The organism is Zhouia spongiae (assembly GCF_022760175.1).
GTDB lineage: Bacteria > Bacteroidota > Bacteroidia > Flavobacteriales > Flavobacteriaceae > Zhouia > Zhouia spongiae.
Window position 1 is genome coordinate 1,215,296 of record NZ_CP094326.1, and the last position, 19,277, is coordinate 1,234,572.

General features: G+C 35.1%; 11 protein-coding genes and 1 pseudogene. 2 read left to right on the forward strand and 10 right to left on the reverse strand.

Features of this window, described 5'->3' with window-relative positions; all coding sequences use genetic code 11:
* Positions 1-203 precede the first annotated feature (203 nt).
* Entirely contained in the window at positions 204-1,316 is a 1,113-nt protein-coding gene (locus MQE36_RS05305) for a hypothetical protein (RefSeq protein ID WP_242938134.1), read from the forward strand.
* A gap of 593 nt (positions 1,317-1,909) precedes the next feature.
* Here MQE36_RS05305 and MQE36_RS05310 read toward each other — a convergent pair.
* The 3 genes and pseudogenes from MQE36_RS05310 to istA form a co-directional block, all read right to left on the reverse strand.
* Positions 1,910-3,051: pseudogene (locus tag MQE36_RS05310) on the reverse strand (IS3 family transposase).
* 411 nt (positions 3,052-3,462) lie between these two features.
* Positions 3,463-4,194: an IS21-like element helper ATPase IstB gene (gene istB, locus MQE36_RS05315; RefSeq protein WP_242938135.1), complete on the reverse strand. Its 732-nt coding sequence runs from the start codon at positions 4,192-4,194 to the stop codon at positions 3,463-3,465.
* An 8-nt stretch (positions 4,195-4,202) separates the two neighbouring features.
* Positions 4,203-5,747, reverse strand: a complete 1,545-nt coding sequence (istA, locus tag MQE36_RS05320) for an IS21 family transposase (protein WP_242938136.1) — start codon at positions 5,745-5,747, stop codon at positions 4,203-4,205.
* Positions 5,748-5,802: 55 nt separating this feature from the next.
* Here istA and MQE36_RS05325 point away from each other — a divergent pair, with 55 nt between their 5' ends.
* Positions 5,803-6,063 carry a hypothetical protein gene (locus MQE36_RS05325; RefSeq protein ID WP_242938137.1) on the forward strand — a complete coding sequence of 87 codons (261 nt, stop codon included), beginning with the start codon at positions 5,803-5,805 and terminating at the stop codon, positions 6,061-6,063.
* A 97-nt stretch (positions 6,064-6,160) separates the two neighbouring features.
* On the opposite strand, the gene MQE36_RS05330 is transcribed toward MQE36_RS05325, so the two are convergent.
* The 7 genes from MQE36_RS05330 to MQE36_RS05360 form a co-directional block, all read right to left on the reverse strand.
* Complete coding sequence (locus MQE36_RS05330; RefSeq protein ID WP_242938138.1) at positions 6,161-6,583, reverse strand: WapI family immunity protein; 423 nt, start codon at positions 6,581-6,583, stop codon at positions 6,161-6,163.
* 13 nt (positions 6,584-6,596) lie between these two features.
* On the reverse strand, positions 6,597-13,193 hold the full coding sequence (locus MQE36_RS05335) for an FG-GAP-like repeat-containing protein (RefSeq protein ID WP_242938139.1): 6,597 nt from the start codon (positions 13,191-13,193) through the stop codon (positions 6,597-6,599).
* A 12-nt stretch (positions 13,194-13,205) separates the two neighbouring features.
* The gene (locus MQE36_RS05340; RefSeq protein WP_242938140.1) at positions 13,206-14,978 is read right to left on the reverse strand and encodes a T9SS type A sorting domain-containing protein; all 1,773 of its coding nucleotides are present in this window, start codon (positions 14,976-14,978) and stop codon (positions 13,206-13,208) included.
* A 534-nt stretch (positions 14,979-15,512) separates the two neighbouring features.
* Positions 15,513-16,364 (reverse strand): site-specific integrase, encoded by an 852-nt coding sequence (locus MQE36_RS05345; RefSeq protein WP_242938141.1) that lies wholly within the window; start codon positions 16,362-16,364, stop codon positions 15,513-15,515.
* A 107-nt stretch (positions 16,365-16,471) separates the two neighbouring features.
* Positions 16,472-16,837 carry a hypothetical protein gene (locus tag MQE36_RS05350; protein WP_242938142.1) on the reverse strand — a complete coding sequence of 122 codons (366 nt, stop codon included), beginning with the start codon at positions 16,835-16,837 and terminating at the stop codon, positions 16,472-16,474.
* 130 nt (positions 16,838-16,967) lie between these two features.
* Positions 16,968-17,426 carry an SRPBCC domain-containing protein gene (locus MQE36_RS05355; protein WP_242938143.1) on the reverse strand — a complete coding sequence of 153 codons (459 nt, stop codon included), beginning with the start codon at positions 17,424-17,426 and terminating at the stop codon, positions 16,968-16,970.
* A gap of 166 nt (positions 17,427-17,592) precedes the next feature.
* Complete coding sequence (locus tag MQE36_RS05360; protein WP_242938144.1) at positions 17,593-19,224, reverse strand: serine hydrolase domain-containing protein; 1,632 nt, start codon at positions 19,222-19,224, stop codon at positions 17,593-17,595.
* Positions 19,225-19,277: the final 53 nt, after the last annotated feature.

The following is a 19,277-nucleotide window of genomic DNA, read 5'->3' on the forward strand; positions in this document are numbered from 1 at the left end:
AATTGTACTTATAATGTAACAAATTTTGTTCCAAATACAAAAGGATATTGATTAAATTAGATGAGATATAATTGCTATTATATCAATTAACTAACCAGTATTAAATCAAAAATTTTCAAGTATAATTACAAAAATATACTTCATTTCCTGTATTCTGTAGGATAAAATTTATAAATTTCAAAAATTTTTGATAATTAGACAATATGAAGGTGTTTCAATATGTAAGTACTGATAAATTACTTTTAATTATTTCAATAACAGTTATATTAATACTTATTATATATGTTTATAAGTCATATAAAGATTTAAGGCCGGTAACATTAAAGGTAATGCGGTTTTTAATTAAAAACTTATTTTTATTTCTATTGATTCCTGCTATAGTGTTTTTCTTCTATGACTATTTTTTTGGAGAAGAAATTACAAATCCATCCCACAAAAGGGCACATGAATTTTTATTGGATTTATGTAAAATTTTGTTTAGTGCTGGGGTGTTTTCAGTGGGTTTAAACTTTTTGGATAGTTTAAATGTTTTCAAAAGAAATTTCAAAAAGATAGTAATGTCAAATGAGTTTGATGAGCTAATGACTAATAAAATAGACGCTCTAGCTTATTCACCTTCTCATTTATTAAAGCAAAATAACATTGAAGAAATTTGGCAAACGGTTACATTGTGTAAGTATAAGAAAGAGTTTCCGGAATTATATGATAAATTAAAGAGTAAAATAAGAAATGATCTTTTCACTAAAAATAATATATCATATTATTATAAAAATTTTCAAGTAAATTATAAGATTAAGCTATTGGAGGATAAATATTTGGAAATAAACGAAAGAACATCATATACTATAATTCGACCAAATCGGGATGAATTTGAGTTTGATTTTTCAACCTCATTTAACATTGAAGATGAAAACAATGGTGTGGATGTCAAATTTTATATCAAAAATGGTGAACAACGTGATTTTGAGGAAATAGAATGTGTGGAAGAGACAATAAAAAAAATTAAAAAGAAAACATTTTCAAAAATGCTTAGTGGACATAAAGAATATCACATGGAAAGTGATGTTGTATTGAAGCAAAACATAGATGAGGATAGGCACTTTGCTTTTGGAAGTGCGAGATTGATGGATGATTTAACAGTTTTTATTGAACATGATAAAAATATAAATGTTATATTCAAGCCCTTAAACAATAATAAATTGTATCATAACGGTACTCATCATGATGATAAGCACTCGTATATTAATAGGGATGTTTTGTTGCCTGGAGAAAAATTTATTATGTTCTTTTATCGAAAAAACCAGGAAATACAATAGATTTGCATAAAAATTTTGTATATTAAAATATAAATAATAGAAAATTCAACTATAAAACATGAAAACACAAAACAGAATACTTTTTGGAAGTACTTGGTACGGATGATTTGAAGAGCTTTATTTAAACAGATATATTAGGAGGTTTTAACCTCCTTTTTTTATTTTAAATAAGTAATAATGTAGAATTTTGTATCTTTGATTCATTCCTTAGTGGCCTGACTTACCGGAATTGTACCGGATAGTAACGCACTGAGGGATTTTTTTTATTATATAGATAGATCAAAAGTTTTGACAAGTAAATCAAAGCATGGGTTCTTCTTCCTGAAGTGTTCGACGATTGTTTCTTTTTTTGTTTTTAATATAATTGGTTTTTTGGATAAATAGTTATTTGTAGAAATTTTATAGTCATTAGACTGAATTTCTTTTATAAAATAATCGGCTATATCGAGTCCTTCTTTTTCTTCTTTTTCGGTTGCTATTTTATATAGTAGATTGGAGGTTATAATGTTGTATCCCTTTCTGATTAATATCTGTGCCTTGTTTTCCCATTTGTCGAATGCAGTTTTGTAAGACTCCCCTAAATAGAAGCACTTTCAAATATAGTATTTTTCCATTAAGTGTTGGTCGATTATAAGGGAAGCAAAACGCGTTTTGCTTCTTTGCTCTACAAAATTGACTGGGGTTTTATATCCCAAGGACTTGTGTGGCCTAATATTATTGTAATTCCATAGCCATGTTTGTGTTTGATCTCTTACCTGATTTAATTCAAAAAATAAATGTGCATCTAAAACCTCTTTTCTATAAGAGCCATTAAATCGCTCAATTAAAGAGTTTTGAGTTGGTTTACCGGGTTGTGTGAAACAAATTTTGATACTGTGTTTGCGTGCCCAGGAGTCGAATACAGCTGAAGTGAACTCTGGGCCATTATCCACTCGTACTACTTTAGGAGTCCCTCTCCAACTAATGAGTCTGTCCAGATCCCTCACAATACGTCTGGCACTCAGTGAGGTGTCAATCCCTATCATAAGAGCTTACCTGTTATGGTCATCAATCACATTAAAAGTTCTAAAACTCTTCCCGCTTATCAAGGTATCCTGCATAAAATCCATACTCCAGGTAATATTACAGTCCACCGGTATGATATGTGGTGTTTTAATACGTGCAGGGAGCCTTCTCTTGCGTTTTCGCCGAATGTTCAGGCTCATCATCACATAAACCCTATAAACCCGTTTATGGTTCCACAGATATCCTTTGGACCGTAACAAATAATACATCTTTTTAAAACCATATGTAGGATAAGCCTCCGCCAATTTCTCTAATTCATCTATGATATGCCGATCCTCTGTCTTGGCTTTAAAACGATAATAGTAAACCGATATGCTTAGACTGAGTGCTGTACAGGCCCGCCGGATGCTTAAGTGTTCCTCTTTGACTAAATATCCAACTGCTGCTCGTTTATCGACAGGCCTTAGAGCTTTTTTTCGATCAGGTTTTTTAATGCATTGTTCTCAAAAGCAAGATCGGCATACATCCGTTTGAACTGGGACAGTTCTGCCTCCATCTCTTTCATCTTCTTAAGTTGGTTGGCATCCATACCTCCATATTTGCTCTTCCAATTATAAAAAGTGGCCTGGCTGATCCCTTGTTCCCGGCATAGGTCAGTCACGGATTGTCCGGATTCCTGGGACTTTAAGATCTTGATGATCTGTGTTTCGGTGTGTCTTGTTTTTTTCATTACCCTAAATTTAAACGTTTTTCTAATTTATAACGCTTCGTTTTTTAGGGAGCCTTACATTATTATACTTTTCGTGTATTTTTGTACATTAATAATGTAACGTATTATACTTTTAATATTATTATGAACGGTTTTAAATCTGGAACAGATGTTAATCAAGGCTATTACAAAAGTTTTCAGCCTGACCCTATAAATAGAGAATGGATAGTAAATGATATGGAAGTTTTTAACCTATTGAGTAAAGCCGATAGGCAATTGGGAAGGTTAGATATGTATTCCGAATATGTAAATATTGATTTATTCATTAGTATGCACATAGCTGGAAAATTCGGTTAAAGTGAGCCACCCGTGCCGGATGAAGGTGAGCAGTGTAAATGAAGAACCAAAAATCGTTTCATTTGAGTGCTAAAATTAGTGATTCTTTTTTAATTTTTTTCTCATGGATTCTCCTTTAAGGTTAATGCGGTGTGCTGAGTACACCAATCGATCCAAAATGGCATCGGCTATGGTCTGTTCTCCAATAATTTGATGCCATGCTTCTGTTGGCAGTTGTGAGGCTATAATGGTGGAGTGTTTACCGTGCCTATCTTCAATGATTTCCATAAATATGTGTCTGTTAACACTATCCAAGGTTTTAAGCCCAAAGTCGTCCAAGATGAGTAGGTCCTGCTTTTCCAGTCGGTTGATCTCCCTTAGGTAGGAGCCATCGGCCTTGGCCGTTTTCATTTTAGTGAAAAGTTTGTTGGTATTAAAATACATCACCCTGTACCCTAATGTGCAGGCCTGGTAACCAATGGCAGAAGCAATGTAGCTCTTGCCCACACCGGTACTCCCTGTAATGAGTATATTGTCTTCATTTTTTATGAAATCACAGCTCGCAAAGCGTTGGATCTGGTTTTTATCGATATTTCTGCCCAGGTCATAGTTGATGTTCTCTATAATGGCCTTGTACCTAAACTTGGCGGCCTTGGTAAGGCGCTCAATTTTTCTGTTGTAGCGGTCATCCCATTCAGATTGTATCAAATGGGCAATAAGTTGATCGTTGGTGTACTGTTCACTGCCTGCTTGTAATGTTTCATTAAAGGCCCTGTGCATACCGTAGAAGCGCAAGTGCTTCATCTGTTCTAAAGTTTGTGTGTTCATAATGGTGTTTATTTATAATAATCTTTTCCTCTGATGTTGGTATGATTGGGGACTTGACTCTGTTCTTGGGGCATATCTTCTATGGCATCCCAACCTTTCTCCAAGATGTTTACGATGACATTGTAATTGTAGGCGCCGTAGTCCAGGGCTCGCTTACAGGCGTTGTTCAATCGGGTGCGTCCTATTTTATTCTGTAATTGTAAAATGCCCATACAGGATTTATAGGACTGCTCGGGGTGTTGTTTTTTGTCCAGTATCTTGACGATGTAATCTTGGCAATCGTGCCCGATACTCCCCGCCCAGCTTATAAACTTTTCGCTGCTCCATTCACTTACAAAATGATGGTGTGAGGGCATATGTTCTTTAGTAGTGGTATAGGCATACTTTTTTCTGTGCCTTGGGTGTATTGCTATACGGTTGTATATGTAATAGATTTCTATGGCACTCTCTGAGTAAACGATACGTATGCGCTTACCTATGTGTTGGTAGGGAACACTGTAGTAGTGCTTGTCTTTATTAAAATAGATGTGGCTGTTTTTATGCACCGTGCCATTGGCATACTGTTTTAGCTCATAGCGCTTTACGGGAAGTGACTTAAGTTCTGGGCGTTCCAGTTCTTGGAACAGGGAGCTTCTGGTATATTCACGCCCCCTAAATGACATATTGTTATGTACTTCTATAAGTTCCAGGATGCGTTTATTGATTTCTGCTTCGCTATGAAAAGTTTCTTTTCTAAGTTTGGCAAATACCCGGGTATATATAATGCGCACGGCATTCTCTACGATGGCTTTGTCCCTAGGTTTGTAAGTTCTTGTAGGTAGTATTGTAGTGTCATAATAATCTGAAAAATCAGAAAGGGTCTCGTTAATTTTTGGTTCATAGCGGCTACTTTTGGTTACTGCCGCTTTAAGGTTGTCTGTAACTAAGGCCCTGGACACACCTCCATAGAACCATAGTGCATTTTCTATACACCGTATAAAGTCTTCTTTTTTATGGCTCTCGCAGGCTTCTACATAGGTGGATTGGCTAGCCCCCAAAACACAGACAAAGACCTCTAAACCTTTAAGCTCTCCTGTATATTTATCTACAATGGTAAGTTTCTTGCCCGTAAAGTCTATAAAGAGCTTATCACCAGCTTTGTGGTTAAAATGCATTACTGGCGAGACTTCTTTGCGCCATTCCAGATACCAATATCTAAACTGGGAGAACTGAAAGCCATCGGGATGCCGTTCTTTGTACTCTTCCCATAACAGGCGTTGCGTAACGCCTGTTTTCTTCATCTCTTTATCAAAGTACGGGAAGTACTGCTCCAGGGTTTGTAATTGTCCGCTCTTGGGTTTTGTCTTGTTTAGAAAGAGCTTGTCAAGCTCTTCTATACTCAAAGCGGATACTTCGTAAGCCGTTAGTTTATAAGCTTTAAAAAAGCTAATGTACTTGCTCGCGGTATTGCGTGATATACCAAGCTGTATGCTTATCTGCCGCTTACTGACACCTTGGGCGTGTAACTTGAATAAGGTTTTTACTTTTCGCATGTCTATTTGTTTGTTTGCCATAATTTTTTCTTGTAAAAGAAAGATTATTTGTAAACTCAAATAGAAACGATTTTTAGTGGCTCACTTTGCTCCGGCAAGCTATGCTCAATTTAGACCGGCACAGGTGGCTCACTTTGCTCCGAAGTTAGTGGTATACTTTGTCCGAATTTTGCACTATGGCCAGCAAAATGAAAAAGCTCGCATCCGCATTGCAGATAACGAGCTTCTTAGTCTTTTCAATAAAACGCAGCAACTGCCAGATGACCAAAAGAAAACGGTAGTAGACTTGCTGTCTGCTTTCCTGCTAAAAGCTAACCTTAAACAGCAACTTTCTTAAAGCAAAAAGCCTCAATTAAATCGAGGCTTAATAAAATTTTCAACTTTTTTCATGTACATGATATGCAACATTTGTTAACTATCTAGCACATTGATTTCTATTCTAAACTACCCACCAAAGGATAAGATTCTAAAGTTGTTTCAAGCTCTCCAACAAAACGGTCTAAAGTTGCCAAGTCTGTTTGGAACTTAAATTCCAAACTATCTCCGCTATCGGTATTTGCTTTCCCCTTGCAGTTTACAGAGCCATTAGACTCAACTTGAAAATGCAAATACAACCCTTCTTCCATTGTTGTAAACTCACTCTCTTTAGTAGTATCGTTTTGCAAGGCTGTCAAAGATTTATAAAACCTTTGTAAGTCGTCAACCCTTAAATTAGTACCATACAATGTATGTATGCCCTGAACATCTATTTTGATTTGTGATTCAAGCCAATTACCGTCCCAATAGTCGTCTGTTTCAGAATTGCTTCTTCTTAAAACACTTATCTCTAATTTTCCTAAATCTCCTGTAAGTCTCATTTTTCAAGTTTTTCTATTGTGGGATAACTGTAATAATATCACCTGCCTTATTAGTAATAATCTTTAAATTATCCCTAATGAAAACAGAAGTACCTGGGGTATTACCTGGGAATGTTCGGGCTGGATTATTAATTACATCAAGTACAGTTCTTGGTGAAATAATACCCCTTGATTGCATTTGATCAAGAGCATGACCTGTGAATTTTCTGCCGCCAATTGTTGCAGGAGAGTTCTTTGTTAGAATTTTCATCACATTACCACTTCTACCTACAGGAGTCTTGGCTATGTTACTTACCCCCTTAACGGCAGCAGTACTACCTCTAATTGCTGTTGCAGTTCCTTTAACCGCATTCACTGCCATACCAGCACCTTTTGATACAAAAAAAGTTTCTACAGCTTGTTCAAAAATATAACCAAGATCATAGCTAACCTCATATACAGACATATTAGGTATATTGGTCACATAGTCATTAATAGCCATCCCCATTTCGACACGCATTAACATACCTTCTGGTGAGTACATGGTACCCATCTGTGCAAAGTTAACAAATCCTTGCCCAAGATTTTTCCATCCTTGAGCAGTACGTAGACTTTTTATAAAACTCCAAGTGCTTTTGGCTCCTGCAATGAAACCTCTTTTAAAGCCTATATTAAACTCCACATAAGTTTTTAGTATCCTCAGACCTGTGTCGGCTTGCCCAATCCCTGTGGTGGCTGTAGGTGCATATTCCAAACTGGATCTTGCTAAAGGATCCATTGTTAGGTTTTGTGGATTAGACACTTCTTTTACGGAATTGTGTTTTTTTCCTCCCCCAAAAAGTTTCTTGAAAAAACGGCCTACTTCTCTATACGGTCGAGCAATAGCATCTCCAAGACCCTTCCAATCCCAGGATTTGATGTTTTCCCATGAATTGGCGATAAAACTGCCTAAGGCAATAGCTGTTCCAATTATAAAGTTACTGTTTATTGAACCGGTTTCTGTTTGCTCTCCGGAAGGATCCCAATACATTAATGGATTATTAAGTACATAGCCATAACGATTAAAATTTTGGGAGCTGGTTATATCCTGAATATAGTTATCCGGACTTAAGAAGCGTCTTAGATTGGGGTCATATAATCGTCCATTCATGTGGATAAGTCCAACACTGCTTAAATGCTCATGACTTGTGTACCCTCTGTCTATAATTTTAAAGTCTTCAAGATCATTACCATTACCATCGGTTAGTTTGACAATATTTCCCCAGGCATCAAAATGACGCTTTTCAGCGATAACTCCATTTTCCTCCGTTATCATTAGAATGCTATTCATATGATCTCGATGCAGGAAATAGAACTTGTTTGAAGAGCTGGGCCCTTGCTCTGATCTCCAAATGGCAGGTGCATCATAAGCATTTCCTCCAATAAAAGAAACAAAGGTTGTTTTATCAGTAGCTATGTCATGGCTAATTTCCATACTACCATCAAAAGCATAGTGTTTACGATTGTTTCGTTGTAATAGATTATCTTCAAAACCTCCATAAAAACGATGTGACCGACCCATAAAGGCATTGTATTGAAACCCAATTCGGTCTTTACCATCTTCTTTTATTTCGTGAGGACTTTTAAATGCGTTAAAAGATATTTGTTGGAGACTATTATTTTGATAATAAAGATCTCCCTGAATATTAAGATCAATTTCACTTAATTGGTAAGAGGTGCTTCCAAAATAACTATACCCTCCTACAGCGCTATTTTCTGTAATTCTACCGAAGGCATCATAAGTATGGTTTTTATTACCGTCATTATCATTAAATGAAACAAGCCTGTCCAGATTGTCATAACCAAAAGTTTCCGACCAAGAGAACATGCTATTGGTGCGACTATTTAGTGTGCCTCGTTGTACATCAAAATCGTATGTAAGGGTCATCAAGTTGGCATTATCCGATGCTTTGTTAGCTTTGATACTTGTAAGATAGCCAAAAGGGTCGAACGCATTCAATGATTTAATTTGACCGTAACTGGCATCTGTAATTTGTCCTCGGGCATTAAGACTGTTAACCTGCCATAATACTGCGTTATTATCATAGTTATTTATTTGTTTAAGTCCCCCATTCTGATAAATATTCACAATTTTCTTCTGACTAGTCCTGCTATTGGATAAAAGCTTAGCATAGTAATCTTCAGTACTCACCCTACCAAAGGCATCATAGGTATAACTCTTTTTAAATTGTGCGTATGGATTGTTTTCGGTTACACTGGTAAGCCTTACTTGAGTATCATAAGTATAGGCATAACTACTATTATTTCCATCGGCACTCGTCATTGATATGTTGGTAGGAGATTTATGGGTAGGATGGTAGGTGTAACTGATAGTCATATCAGTATTGTCTCCTTGAATTATTTTCTGCTGTAACTTCCCTACAGGAGAATAATCATAATTTGTTGTTCCTTTCGGAGTAATTTCTTTGGTCAATTCACCAAATCCGTTGTACTCATATTCATATGTGCCAGCTGAAGGATCAATCAATTTAGTTTTTCGCCCCCAACCGTCAATTTCTGTTGAAACCAGTACACCGTTAAAACTAGCGGTCTTTAGACTTCCATTTCCATGATAAGTATAATTGATTGTACCTCCCGGATCGGTTACTTTTTTAGTATTACCCATAGCGTCTACAGTAGAACTTACTGTTTTTACACCGTCATTTACAGTCGTAGTCAACCCACTATAACTTATATTAAACGTTCTGCCAGTATGCAGAGTTTGCTCTTTAGGTCTTCCGTAAAAGTCATACAAGGTCTCATTCCATTGTGTTGGGCTAGAGCCTGTATAAGGTTCACTCACTCTTGAAACGCGATCAAATTTATCATATTCATATTTAGTCTTTATCCATTGTCCCAGGATGTCTTTTTCATGCACTTCGGATAGTCGTTGTAAACGGTCAAACTTAGAAATCATTCCACTCCCATCATCTCCATTACTTGTTACAGTATATTGGTTTGAATATTCTTCATAAGAAGTAGTTAGCGCTTTTCCCAAATAATCAGTTTCCTTAATTTGTCTATTCCAAATATCATATTCATAACTCGTTGTCTGCCCATAAGCATTAGTCATTGAAGTTAATGTCCCCGTATCCGCATTGTATTGATAGTTGGTCACAAGTCCCTCTATATCTGTATGTTTCTTCAAAAACCGCCCACTGTCATCATATTCATATTGCACTATACGTGAAGATTCTCCACTAGGAGTAGTAGTTTGCTTTTTAACATTCCCGAAAGGATGATCATATTCAAAGGAAACTGTATTAAATGAGGTTCCATTCCCTTTTGATTTTATTTGGGTAAGCTGGTATCCTGAATATACGAATTGTTGTTCTGTGCTGAATGAATTTCCTCCGACTGTAGTTGTTTCTACTCTTTTAGTTGCTCTACCAATGTAATATGTAGAACCAGTACTGTTTGCGTACGTATAGGTCACATTGGTACTCCCATGGTTATAGTAGTCCGTGACAATATTGGTGGGGCTGTTATAGCTGTCGTATTGATAACTAGTGTTAATGTTAACTCCTTGAAGAGCGTTTTGTACGAGCTTAGAGTTAACCCACGATTTAAAAACTTTTGTACCTGAAAGGGAATGGCCATGCTGGTATGTAGTTTTTAAAATGTAATTAGACGAAGGGATGCTAAAATTAAAATTGTTAGGTTGAGAATATTCTGCAACCATAGCACCTCTTAAATTAACATCATACTTAGAGGTGTTAAATATTCTATCACTATACCCGGTATGCCAATTACTTTCTACAAATCCCTGAAACCCTAAAAAACTAAGCCCCTCCACATTATAAACACCTCCCTGATATGCAAATAATTGTTTCAAAGTAGGAGTGCCTGTACAAACACGTTTAAACATAGTAACTACCTTTATATCAGGTGCAATCCTAACATCTACATTCGGATAAATCTGATCATATCCTGAATGATAAATTTGTATTCCATCTTGATTATATATGGTTGGATCAAGATTCTTATATTCAATTTCATAGGTCACTCCATTATTACTGATTTCCTTTATAAGAGCATCTTCTCGCAGGTCTGAATTAAAAGAAAATTTCTTGATCCAATTATGACTTATCGCCGCAATTTCTAAATTTTTATTCTCTTGATCTGAAGAAAGAAAAATAGGTATTGGGTAATGCTTTAAATTTCCGGTTGTGCTTCTTGAGCTTCTTTGAGTAAACCTAATGTCCAATACATTACTTAAGGATCTTAGTCCTTCATTTTTATACATATAGATATATTGCGTTCCGTTAGAACTGTCATTGTAGGTTTTGGCTCTGTGCATTACCACATCTGTTTTACCATCCCCATTAGCATCTATAGAAATATAATTATATGTATTCAATTCTGAGCCACTCCATGTGCTGGTATGAAAAGTAAAATCCATGGTTCGCGTTCCCATCTGAAAACCTGTACCAGTAGAAAGCCCCATCACAAAATTTTTGCTGTTCTTTGCGGTAGGATGCATAAAGTCTGTTTTTCCATCACCGTTATAATCACCCAGTAAAAAAGGCCAGTTTGGATCCGGATTATATGTTGAGTACAGATTAGTAGTCCATAACAGTTGCATATTACCACTATTGTCAAAAGTATATACATAAACTTTTTTTCCTTCAGTAATATGCATGACATCTGTCCTTCCATCCCCATTAAAGTCACCTGTGAGAAGTTTATAATTTCCGGTTAAATGTTCTTGTAGGTAGCCGGAATATTTAACATAGCCAGAGGAGACATCCCGTTTTAGATCAATTTTATATACACTTTTGTAATTGGATGTTGATGAATAACACGAATAGTTACAATCACCAATTAAAGTTGTTTCAACATCAAATGGCGCTGTAACTTCTAGGGTATTATCTACAGAAGCATTTTTGCCCACACTAAGAAAGTTTTTGTCAACATTTTGATTTTCACGCATCTGTCCTGATTTTTTCTGAAATTGCTCTAAACAATCAATAGGTCCTTGCGTTACATCACAAGGATCAGGATCATTACAATCGCCGTGATAATTACAATATCTGCTAGTGTATGGCATTCCAATAGCTAATACCTCCGTCAACCCATCACCATTGAAATCCCCTGAGACATATTCAAAAGGAATTCTCTTTTCCGTAGAGTTATTAGGAGATAAATAATATGAGTAAGTTGGTTGATTCCATGTTTTTGTATACTGATAATAGATGGGAGATGTAGTTCCATTGGAGTATACTTTAAAGTTGACTGTATTATTTGTACCCTCTTGAACAACACCAATTCCCTGACCTTCAAGTATCTTTCCTTGATGATTGAGCCAAGTTACAGGAAATAATGATTTGAAAGCACCTGTGTTGACCTCATAAGGGTAATTATAACTTCCATTTTGTACATCTTTAAATAACCAAAACTTATTTTTTGCATTAGGGTAAACTAAATAATCCATTTTCCCGTTTCCAGTAAGATCTAAAGAAGCAGTTTTTGCATTACGTTGCTCCACATTATTAAGGCCGGTAGTTGTCAACCCTTGATAAGAAATCACATCAGAACTTGTGTCATATTGAAAACTTATCCATGTATGTTTTTGACTAAGGTCACTGCTATGTTCTTGTATATGATTAAGTCGGGCATATCCAGACAAATTGGTATGACTAAGTGTATATCTTCTAAATCTAATATTGTTAGAGTATGATTCAATTTGGGTTAACAATTTATCCTTAATGAAGGAAATGTTGTTAATGTAAGCTTGTTGATAAGAACCGTATCCTGAACTCGAAATATCTTTATATGTAAACCGAATCTCATTAATAGGCGCAGTACTACTTCCACTTGTAGTACCATATTTAATCTTTGATATAAAAAGTGAGTTATAACTTTGAAGGTATTCATAATCAATTTTCACTCCTTTATGATCCTGCCAATATGAAATTGCATAAGTAGTTCGAGACTTTGAACCTGAATTAAAACCGTAATATGCTTTTGAGCCGTCAGGATAATAAACAATGAAATAAGACGGTCCATAACTTGCCCCATATGGAGAGGTTCCATATGAAATTATTTTTAAATTAGAGTAATTTTCGGTTTCATAAACAGCTCCATTTGCTCCATAAGTACCGCTTTTTAAAACTAATCGTTGACCATCCAAAGAAAAACGATCTGAAGAATCGAAATCTACACCGTCTATATTACTATCATGGTATTTAGTTGATGGAATTCTTGATATTACAGACAAACCTCCAATATTCCACCCATAGCCTGCAATACCAACGCTAGCTTGACTATTATAGCGTAATGATATTTCGGGAGCAATACCCCTAACACCTGGAGGAGTGGCAATTGGAACCTCATAAGTAGCAGCCCCCGTAAGAGAAACTGACAGAAATCCCGGAGTTTCTCCAATCCCTGAACTAGAAGATGATCTTGCAAGTTGAGGCGATTCATTTCTTAAATATGAATCCGAATTTTTGGAATCATCTTTTTCTGTTTCTAAAATATCTAACCTCTTGTAGGTAAAAGTATCTCCTTGGCTTGGAATATTCTCTTTTTCTTGTGCTAATAGTGTAAATGAGCAACATAGCGCAATAGTGTATATAACTTTTTTCATTAACGGCCGATTTTAGTTTTTGATAATTTGCTGGGTAGTTACAGTTCCATTTGTGAAATGCATATGTACGAGATAGGTTCCAGAAGATAAAGTACTAATATTAAGTTCGATTTGGTTTGTCGGACTATTAACTTGAATACTTTTTACAAGTGATCCATTTGAACTATAAATGTTTATAGAGCCTGTTAAATTATAATCAACACCTGATAATTGAATTGAAACTCTACCATTTGTTGGATTTGGATAAATAGAAGGGTAATATTCTATAAGATCCTTTTCTTCTTCCTCTATAGTAGGGTTAGGAGCTAACTGAGCAAGCTCTTCTGTTGTTTCTGCAACAATCATGTCCTCAACTTTTCTACTGGTAGGAGCCTTAGGTGAACAAAAACCTTCTTCTTCACAATAGAATCGTTGCTTTTGATTTCCTGCAATATCATAGCTAAGAATCAATTTGGAATTTTCATTTATTTGTAAGAGTTCATTTATGGTTGGCTCATTGCCTGTGACTGGATCAATTCTAGGTGCCCAGAAATATTGTCTGTCAGATGTATTCGTATCATAATATAAGTACGATCGATGTCTAACATTAATAGCTGTATTTTTAAATTTATAGTCGGTTATTGTTTTAACCTCTTTACCGGTGACACCATCATAAATACGGCCAAGATTCGTAGTAGAAGTATAGCTGCTTTTATGCACGTACCCGACAATTAAATACCATCTATTCAGTTTAGGGAGATCTCCAGCCCAGAAATAAGGATTATTATTTACTGTCCCATTTAGTTTCAATATGTTGTCGGTACTGTTACAACCTAAATATGTAGAGCCATTATTAGAATTTAATTTCTTTATCCATACACTAAATCGGTAGGTTGTGTTATGATTGATATTATGATAATCTGAATTCCATCCTCCATCAGCATTATTATTAACATCGGGTGTAGCCTCCCAAAGGATTACATCATCACCGACATGGTTTTTCCCAAAAACTCTACTATTTTCTGAAGTAGCCCCATTTTGATTAAATCCAGAAACAGAACCTGTGCCAACTTCCCACGACGAAGTATTCAAAAGGTTTGTGTCCAAATCATTTGAGCCAAGCAACTCTCCTATTGAAAGTTCGTTACCATTAACTTCGTCGATTCTGGGAGCCCAAAAATACTGCTTGTTCGATGTGTTCGTGTCATAATAAAGGTATGAACGATGCCTGACATTTACCGCTGTTTCGGCAAATTTAAAATCAGTGGTGTTCGCAACCTTCGTGCCTGTTTGTGGGTCATATATACCACCATAACTCATTGTAGAGTCATAATTGCTTCCATGTACAAACCCAATAATTAAATACCATTTATTTAATTGAGGTAAGTCGCCATGCCAAAAGTATGGATTTGTATTTATTGCTTCATTATTTAAGTTTAGTATATGATGGGAGTTATTACTATAGCTTGTAGTTCCAAAATATGTCGTTCCAGAATTAGAGTTGGTTTTCTTGATCCATACTGAAAATCGATAAGTCTTGGTGTGATCAATATTATGATAACTGGAATTCCAACCACCATCTGCATTACTTTCTGCGTCATTACTAGCTTTCCAGAGTATCGAGGATTCACCATGAGGATCAATACCATATTCTCGACTGTTTTCAGTCGTTGAACCATTTTGACCAAAACCAGAAACAGAACCATTCCCAATTGTCCAACTAGAGGTATCTAATAAATTTTGTGAATTAATCTGTCCAGTATTAAATAATGTAATAAACAGAATGAAAAGTAGTTTTATTTTCATATTTTTCATTTTAACGTTGATATGTATAACATGTATTTAAAAATTAAAATCTGTGGAAATAGAACAGATTTTATCTTAATAAGGTGTTTTATTCATTTTGTTTTGAAAAACTCAACTTGTTATATTATAATGCTTAATAAGCATAAAAAACATAATTATCCTGTAAATTACTTACATTTATAGTCGCAAATAAAATCTTGAATATAGAATATATCCACAAAATGTTAACAGGGGATTTTCCCCCTTTTTCAAAAGAATTAAAAAATGGTGAACTATCATAGAGTCTTGCCACAGGACATCAGGACTACTTTATTTAATTGCTTGATGTCTTCTGATTTAGCATGGTTTCCGACATAATATTCTATGAAGTTTTTAAATAAGAAAAAGAAATTCATAAGTTTAATGAACTGGGGATTTTAGTTGATTCTATCAAAAAAAGTCAATAGTAATAGACTAGAATGGTTATATAAATGAAAAAAATCTTATTCGGCATTAATATTTTAAAGCTTTTACATTTTTTATTCATCTAAACCTTTACAACAACAACTCACAAGCATCATCCAAAACAGAACTGTCCAATTCTTTTAGATAGGCTTGGGTAATAGTGACATTTTGATGCCCCATGGATTCACTTATAATGTCAGTAGCAACCCCTTTTTGCTTTAAGCAATTGGCAAAGCTATGCCTTGCAACATAGCTACTGATAGCCTTATTGATTTTGCATATCTTGGCAATCTCTTTTAAATCTTTATTGTATTTCTTAAGAGTTTTGGACGTCCGGTTTTCTACTTGATTGGGAGTCATTTTATCCTTTAGTAGGATAGGAAAAACATATTTGGTCTTACTAAACTGACTATAATAATCCAATATTTCTCGGACAGGTGGCAATATTTTAATGATGAAATTTCCTTTTGTCTTTGATCGTATATAGAAAATCTTATCTCCAGAAGTATCAGAGCATTTAAGTTTCATCATGTCGGCGAAGTTCATGCCTCTGGTGTAGAAACTGAAAAGGAAATAATTCCTACTATCTGCCAAATGTGGACATTTTGAAATGTTCATATTAATGATACTCTGAACTTCATCAATGTTCAATGCCCTTTTTATCCCTTTTCCTTTCAATTTGGATATTTTATAAGCATCAAAGGGATAAAGCTCCTTCCTCACAATCTTTCTTTCAATGGCCATATTGTACAGAGCCCTAATGGCACGCATACGAACCCCTATACCTCCATCTGTCCCTCCTCTCGACCTTAAGAAAACTTCATATTTGTTTAAAAAGGGTAGTATCTCACCAAGTGTGTGAAGTTTAAAAACAGATGGATTTCCGGTATAGAGCAAATTGTGTCTATGGTAAATATAAAAGAAAATAGTGTCAGTATGCATCAGGAGCTCCTCCGTTTAAAAGTGCTGATTTTGTATTGTTTTTAGAAAATTAATGGCTTAGACAATCAACTATTGGCACATTGTGCTTTTTTGTTTTCCCTTTTAAATTACTTTGTTGAATATAACTCAACTGATTTTGATGCTCCTTCTTCGTTAAACTTTATTTTCAGGAAAATCATTTCCTCCGGGTCAGTGTCTGTTCCGTATTTTTCCTGAACAGGAAAATACTTTATGTTTTCAGATTCTCCGTTATTTAATTTTGAAGGTTTATCTATAAGGTTAATTATTTCCGATTCATTCTTGTTCAATAAAGTTCCACTTTCAATCAAGTCAGCAACCATATTTGCTCTAATTTCAAGGGTAATATTTTCTCCACCAGCGCTTTTCCACTTTTCCGCATCAAATTTCAAATCTTTATTGCAAGAAATAAGCACAAAAAACATTAAAACCTTTATTCCGAATCTAAATTTCATTTTTCCAATTCTTAATTTTCAACATAAAGTACGATACAGGTACAGAAACCCTATGGGGTCTATCTCTGTTATAAATATAAAAGAATATATGCTTAATGGGGTCGATCAATGCACAGGCTTTTACCCGACACTATTTTTCTGCAAGCTCTTTGAGCTTATTCAGAGCCTTTTCCCACGTGGTGTTAAAATAATCAAGATAATCGTCTGTTACATCGCTTTCTACTGTTACTGTTGTTATACCATTATGCTCATGGAATGAATAATTTTCTAGTGAGTTTGCCCATTTTTCGACCTCAGTACCCTCGGTAATTTCCTTGTCCCCATCTATAATTCCGTAATGTCTGATAGAAACAAACCTGAATGGAATGTTGTCTGCAATTTCAGAAACCATTCCGCCCCTTTTTCCATTTTCATCCGTTCCGATAAAATAGATTTTAGATCCCTTTTCCCAGCTTCCTTCATAAGTAGAGGTTGGATTAAATTCGGCGGTCCATTGTTCGTATGTTTCAATATTGCCAATACCGAGCATCGTGTTATATACCTTCTCGGCAGACGCCTTAATGTCTTTTTTGAATTGTAGTTTTTTCATAATCTCTGTATGGGTTAAAAAATGGGTTTTTCATAAGGTTTAATAATTAATACACACCGTACAAGTTTATATAACCTAAGAAGTCTAAGAGACTCATTTAAAGATACAAAACCAACGGAACTAAACATTAAAACGGGTATTTTTTATGATGATCCGGGCAAGAGTATTATTTTTCAAAAATAAGATTCTTATAGTTCTGTCCGGATAATTTAAAACTTTTAACGAGTCGGTTGGAGTCAATAATAAAATCTAACCTTCCGATTTCTGATGAATAAAAACTTTCGGGGGTAAGAGGATTCAATATTATATTGTTTCCAAATGCACGTTTTAAAATAAGCGTACGATCCTTAACAATTAGCTCATAAGTGATTTTGTGTTCTTTGTTTCTGAAAACTCCGGATAAGTGATCTAAGTTTATCTCATCCAAATTTGGTGACGTTAGGCTTGTTTTAAAACATTCATAAGTAAAATCGGCAATGTGAAAATCAAATTTATTGTCGTAGAAAGTAAATTTAGAATAATTAATATAAGGAAACTCAAAAGTACTTCCTGTAATGTAAGGCAACGGATTCATCTCTTCTGTTCCATATTGCTGAAAATACAAGCTGTCATTTTTTGCCAGAATATTAAAGTAAAGGCCGGGTTGAACTTCATAAGTTCCTTCATACTTTTTTAATTGCCCGGTAGTGAGTTTGCTTTTTACTACCGTTTCCGTTTTTAAATAATCGCTTAAAAGAATGTCGACAGTCGTATATACCACATCAAGAGCAGAAAAGTCGTTTGTATTGGCCAATAGAACAACAGACAACCTATGTTTAGGAATATGTAATATATAAGAGCGATACCCAACATCACCCCCACCATGAAATACAATATCCAATCCTTTATAAGTTCCAAACTGCAGTCCAAGGCCATAATTTATTTTTTTACCGGAATTTAAATAAGTTGCTTGCTCCATTTTATCATAAAACGCTCTGCTACCAACCAACGGATTCTGATAGTTTTGAGCCCATAAGCTCAGATCATTAATAGTGGTATTAATACCCGATGAACCCATAGCTGAAAATTTTAAGCGATAATTTTCATATACACCATTAGTTAATTTATAGGAGTACGCCTTGTTTTTAACGACGATGTTATTATCGCCAATCGCCTCAGAATGGTACATCCCGAGAGGCAGGAATATTTTCTGTTTTAATTGTTCTTCAAACGGTTTTTTACCCACCCGTTCTATAATTTCTGCTAACAGGGCGTAACCTGTATTATTGTACTCGTATGTATCACCTGTATTAAAATTCGTATGGTTAATTTTCAGCAGCATTTGTATAATTTGCTGATGCGTCATGATATCTTTCCCTTTTAAACCAGCTAATTCATGTAAATTAGGCAAGCCATGGGTGTGGTTGGTTAAATCTTTTATAGTAATGCTATTTTCCAAATGTTTCAATTCCGGTAAATAGGTTTTAATATCATCTTCAAAAGAAAGCTCCCCTTCTTGTTCTAAAAGAAGTGCTAAATAAGTGGTAAATTGTTTAGATACCGAAGCAATATGAAATGCTGTAGTGTCGGTTATCCGAATACCATGTTCTATGTTAGCCAATCCTTTAGCGTTTTTGTAAACGATCTTCCCATTTTTAATGATGGCAAAAGCCGCTCCTGTTTTGTTTGCCTGATAGACCGAGTTGAATAAAGAATCAACCCCGGTATAGAGGTGTTGTGTTAGAGTATTCGTTTGGGCTAAACCAAATTGAGACAAGAATATTAGAGACGATAAAATGCAGAAAACCGGATGTTTCATTTTAATATGTTTTTTGTTCTCGACAAAAGTGGAACATATGGTTAAATAAAGAG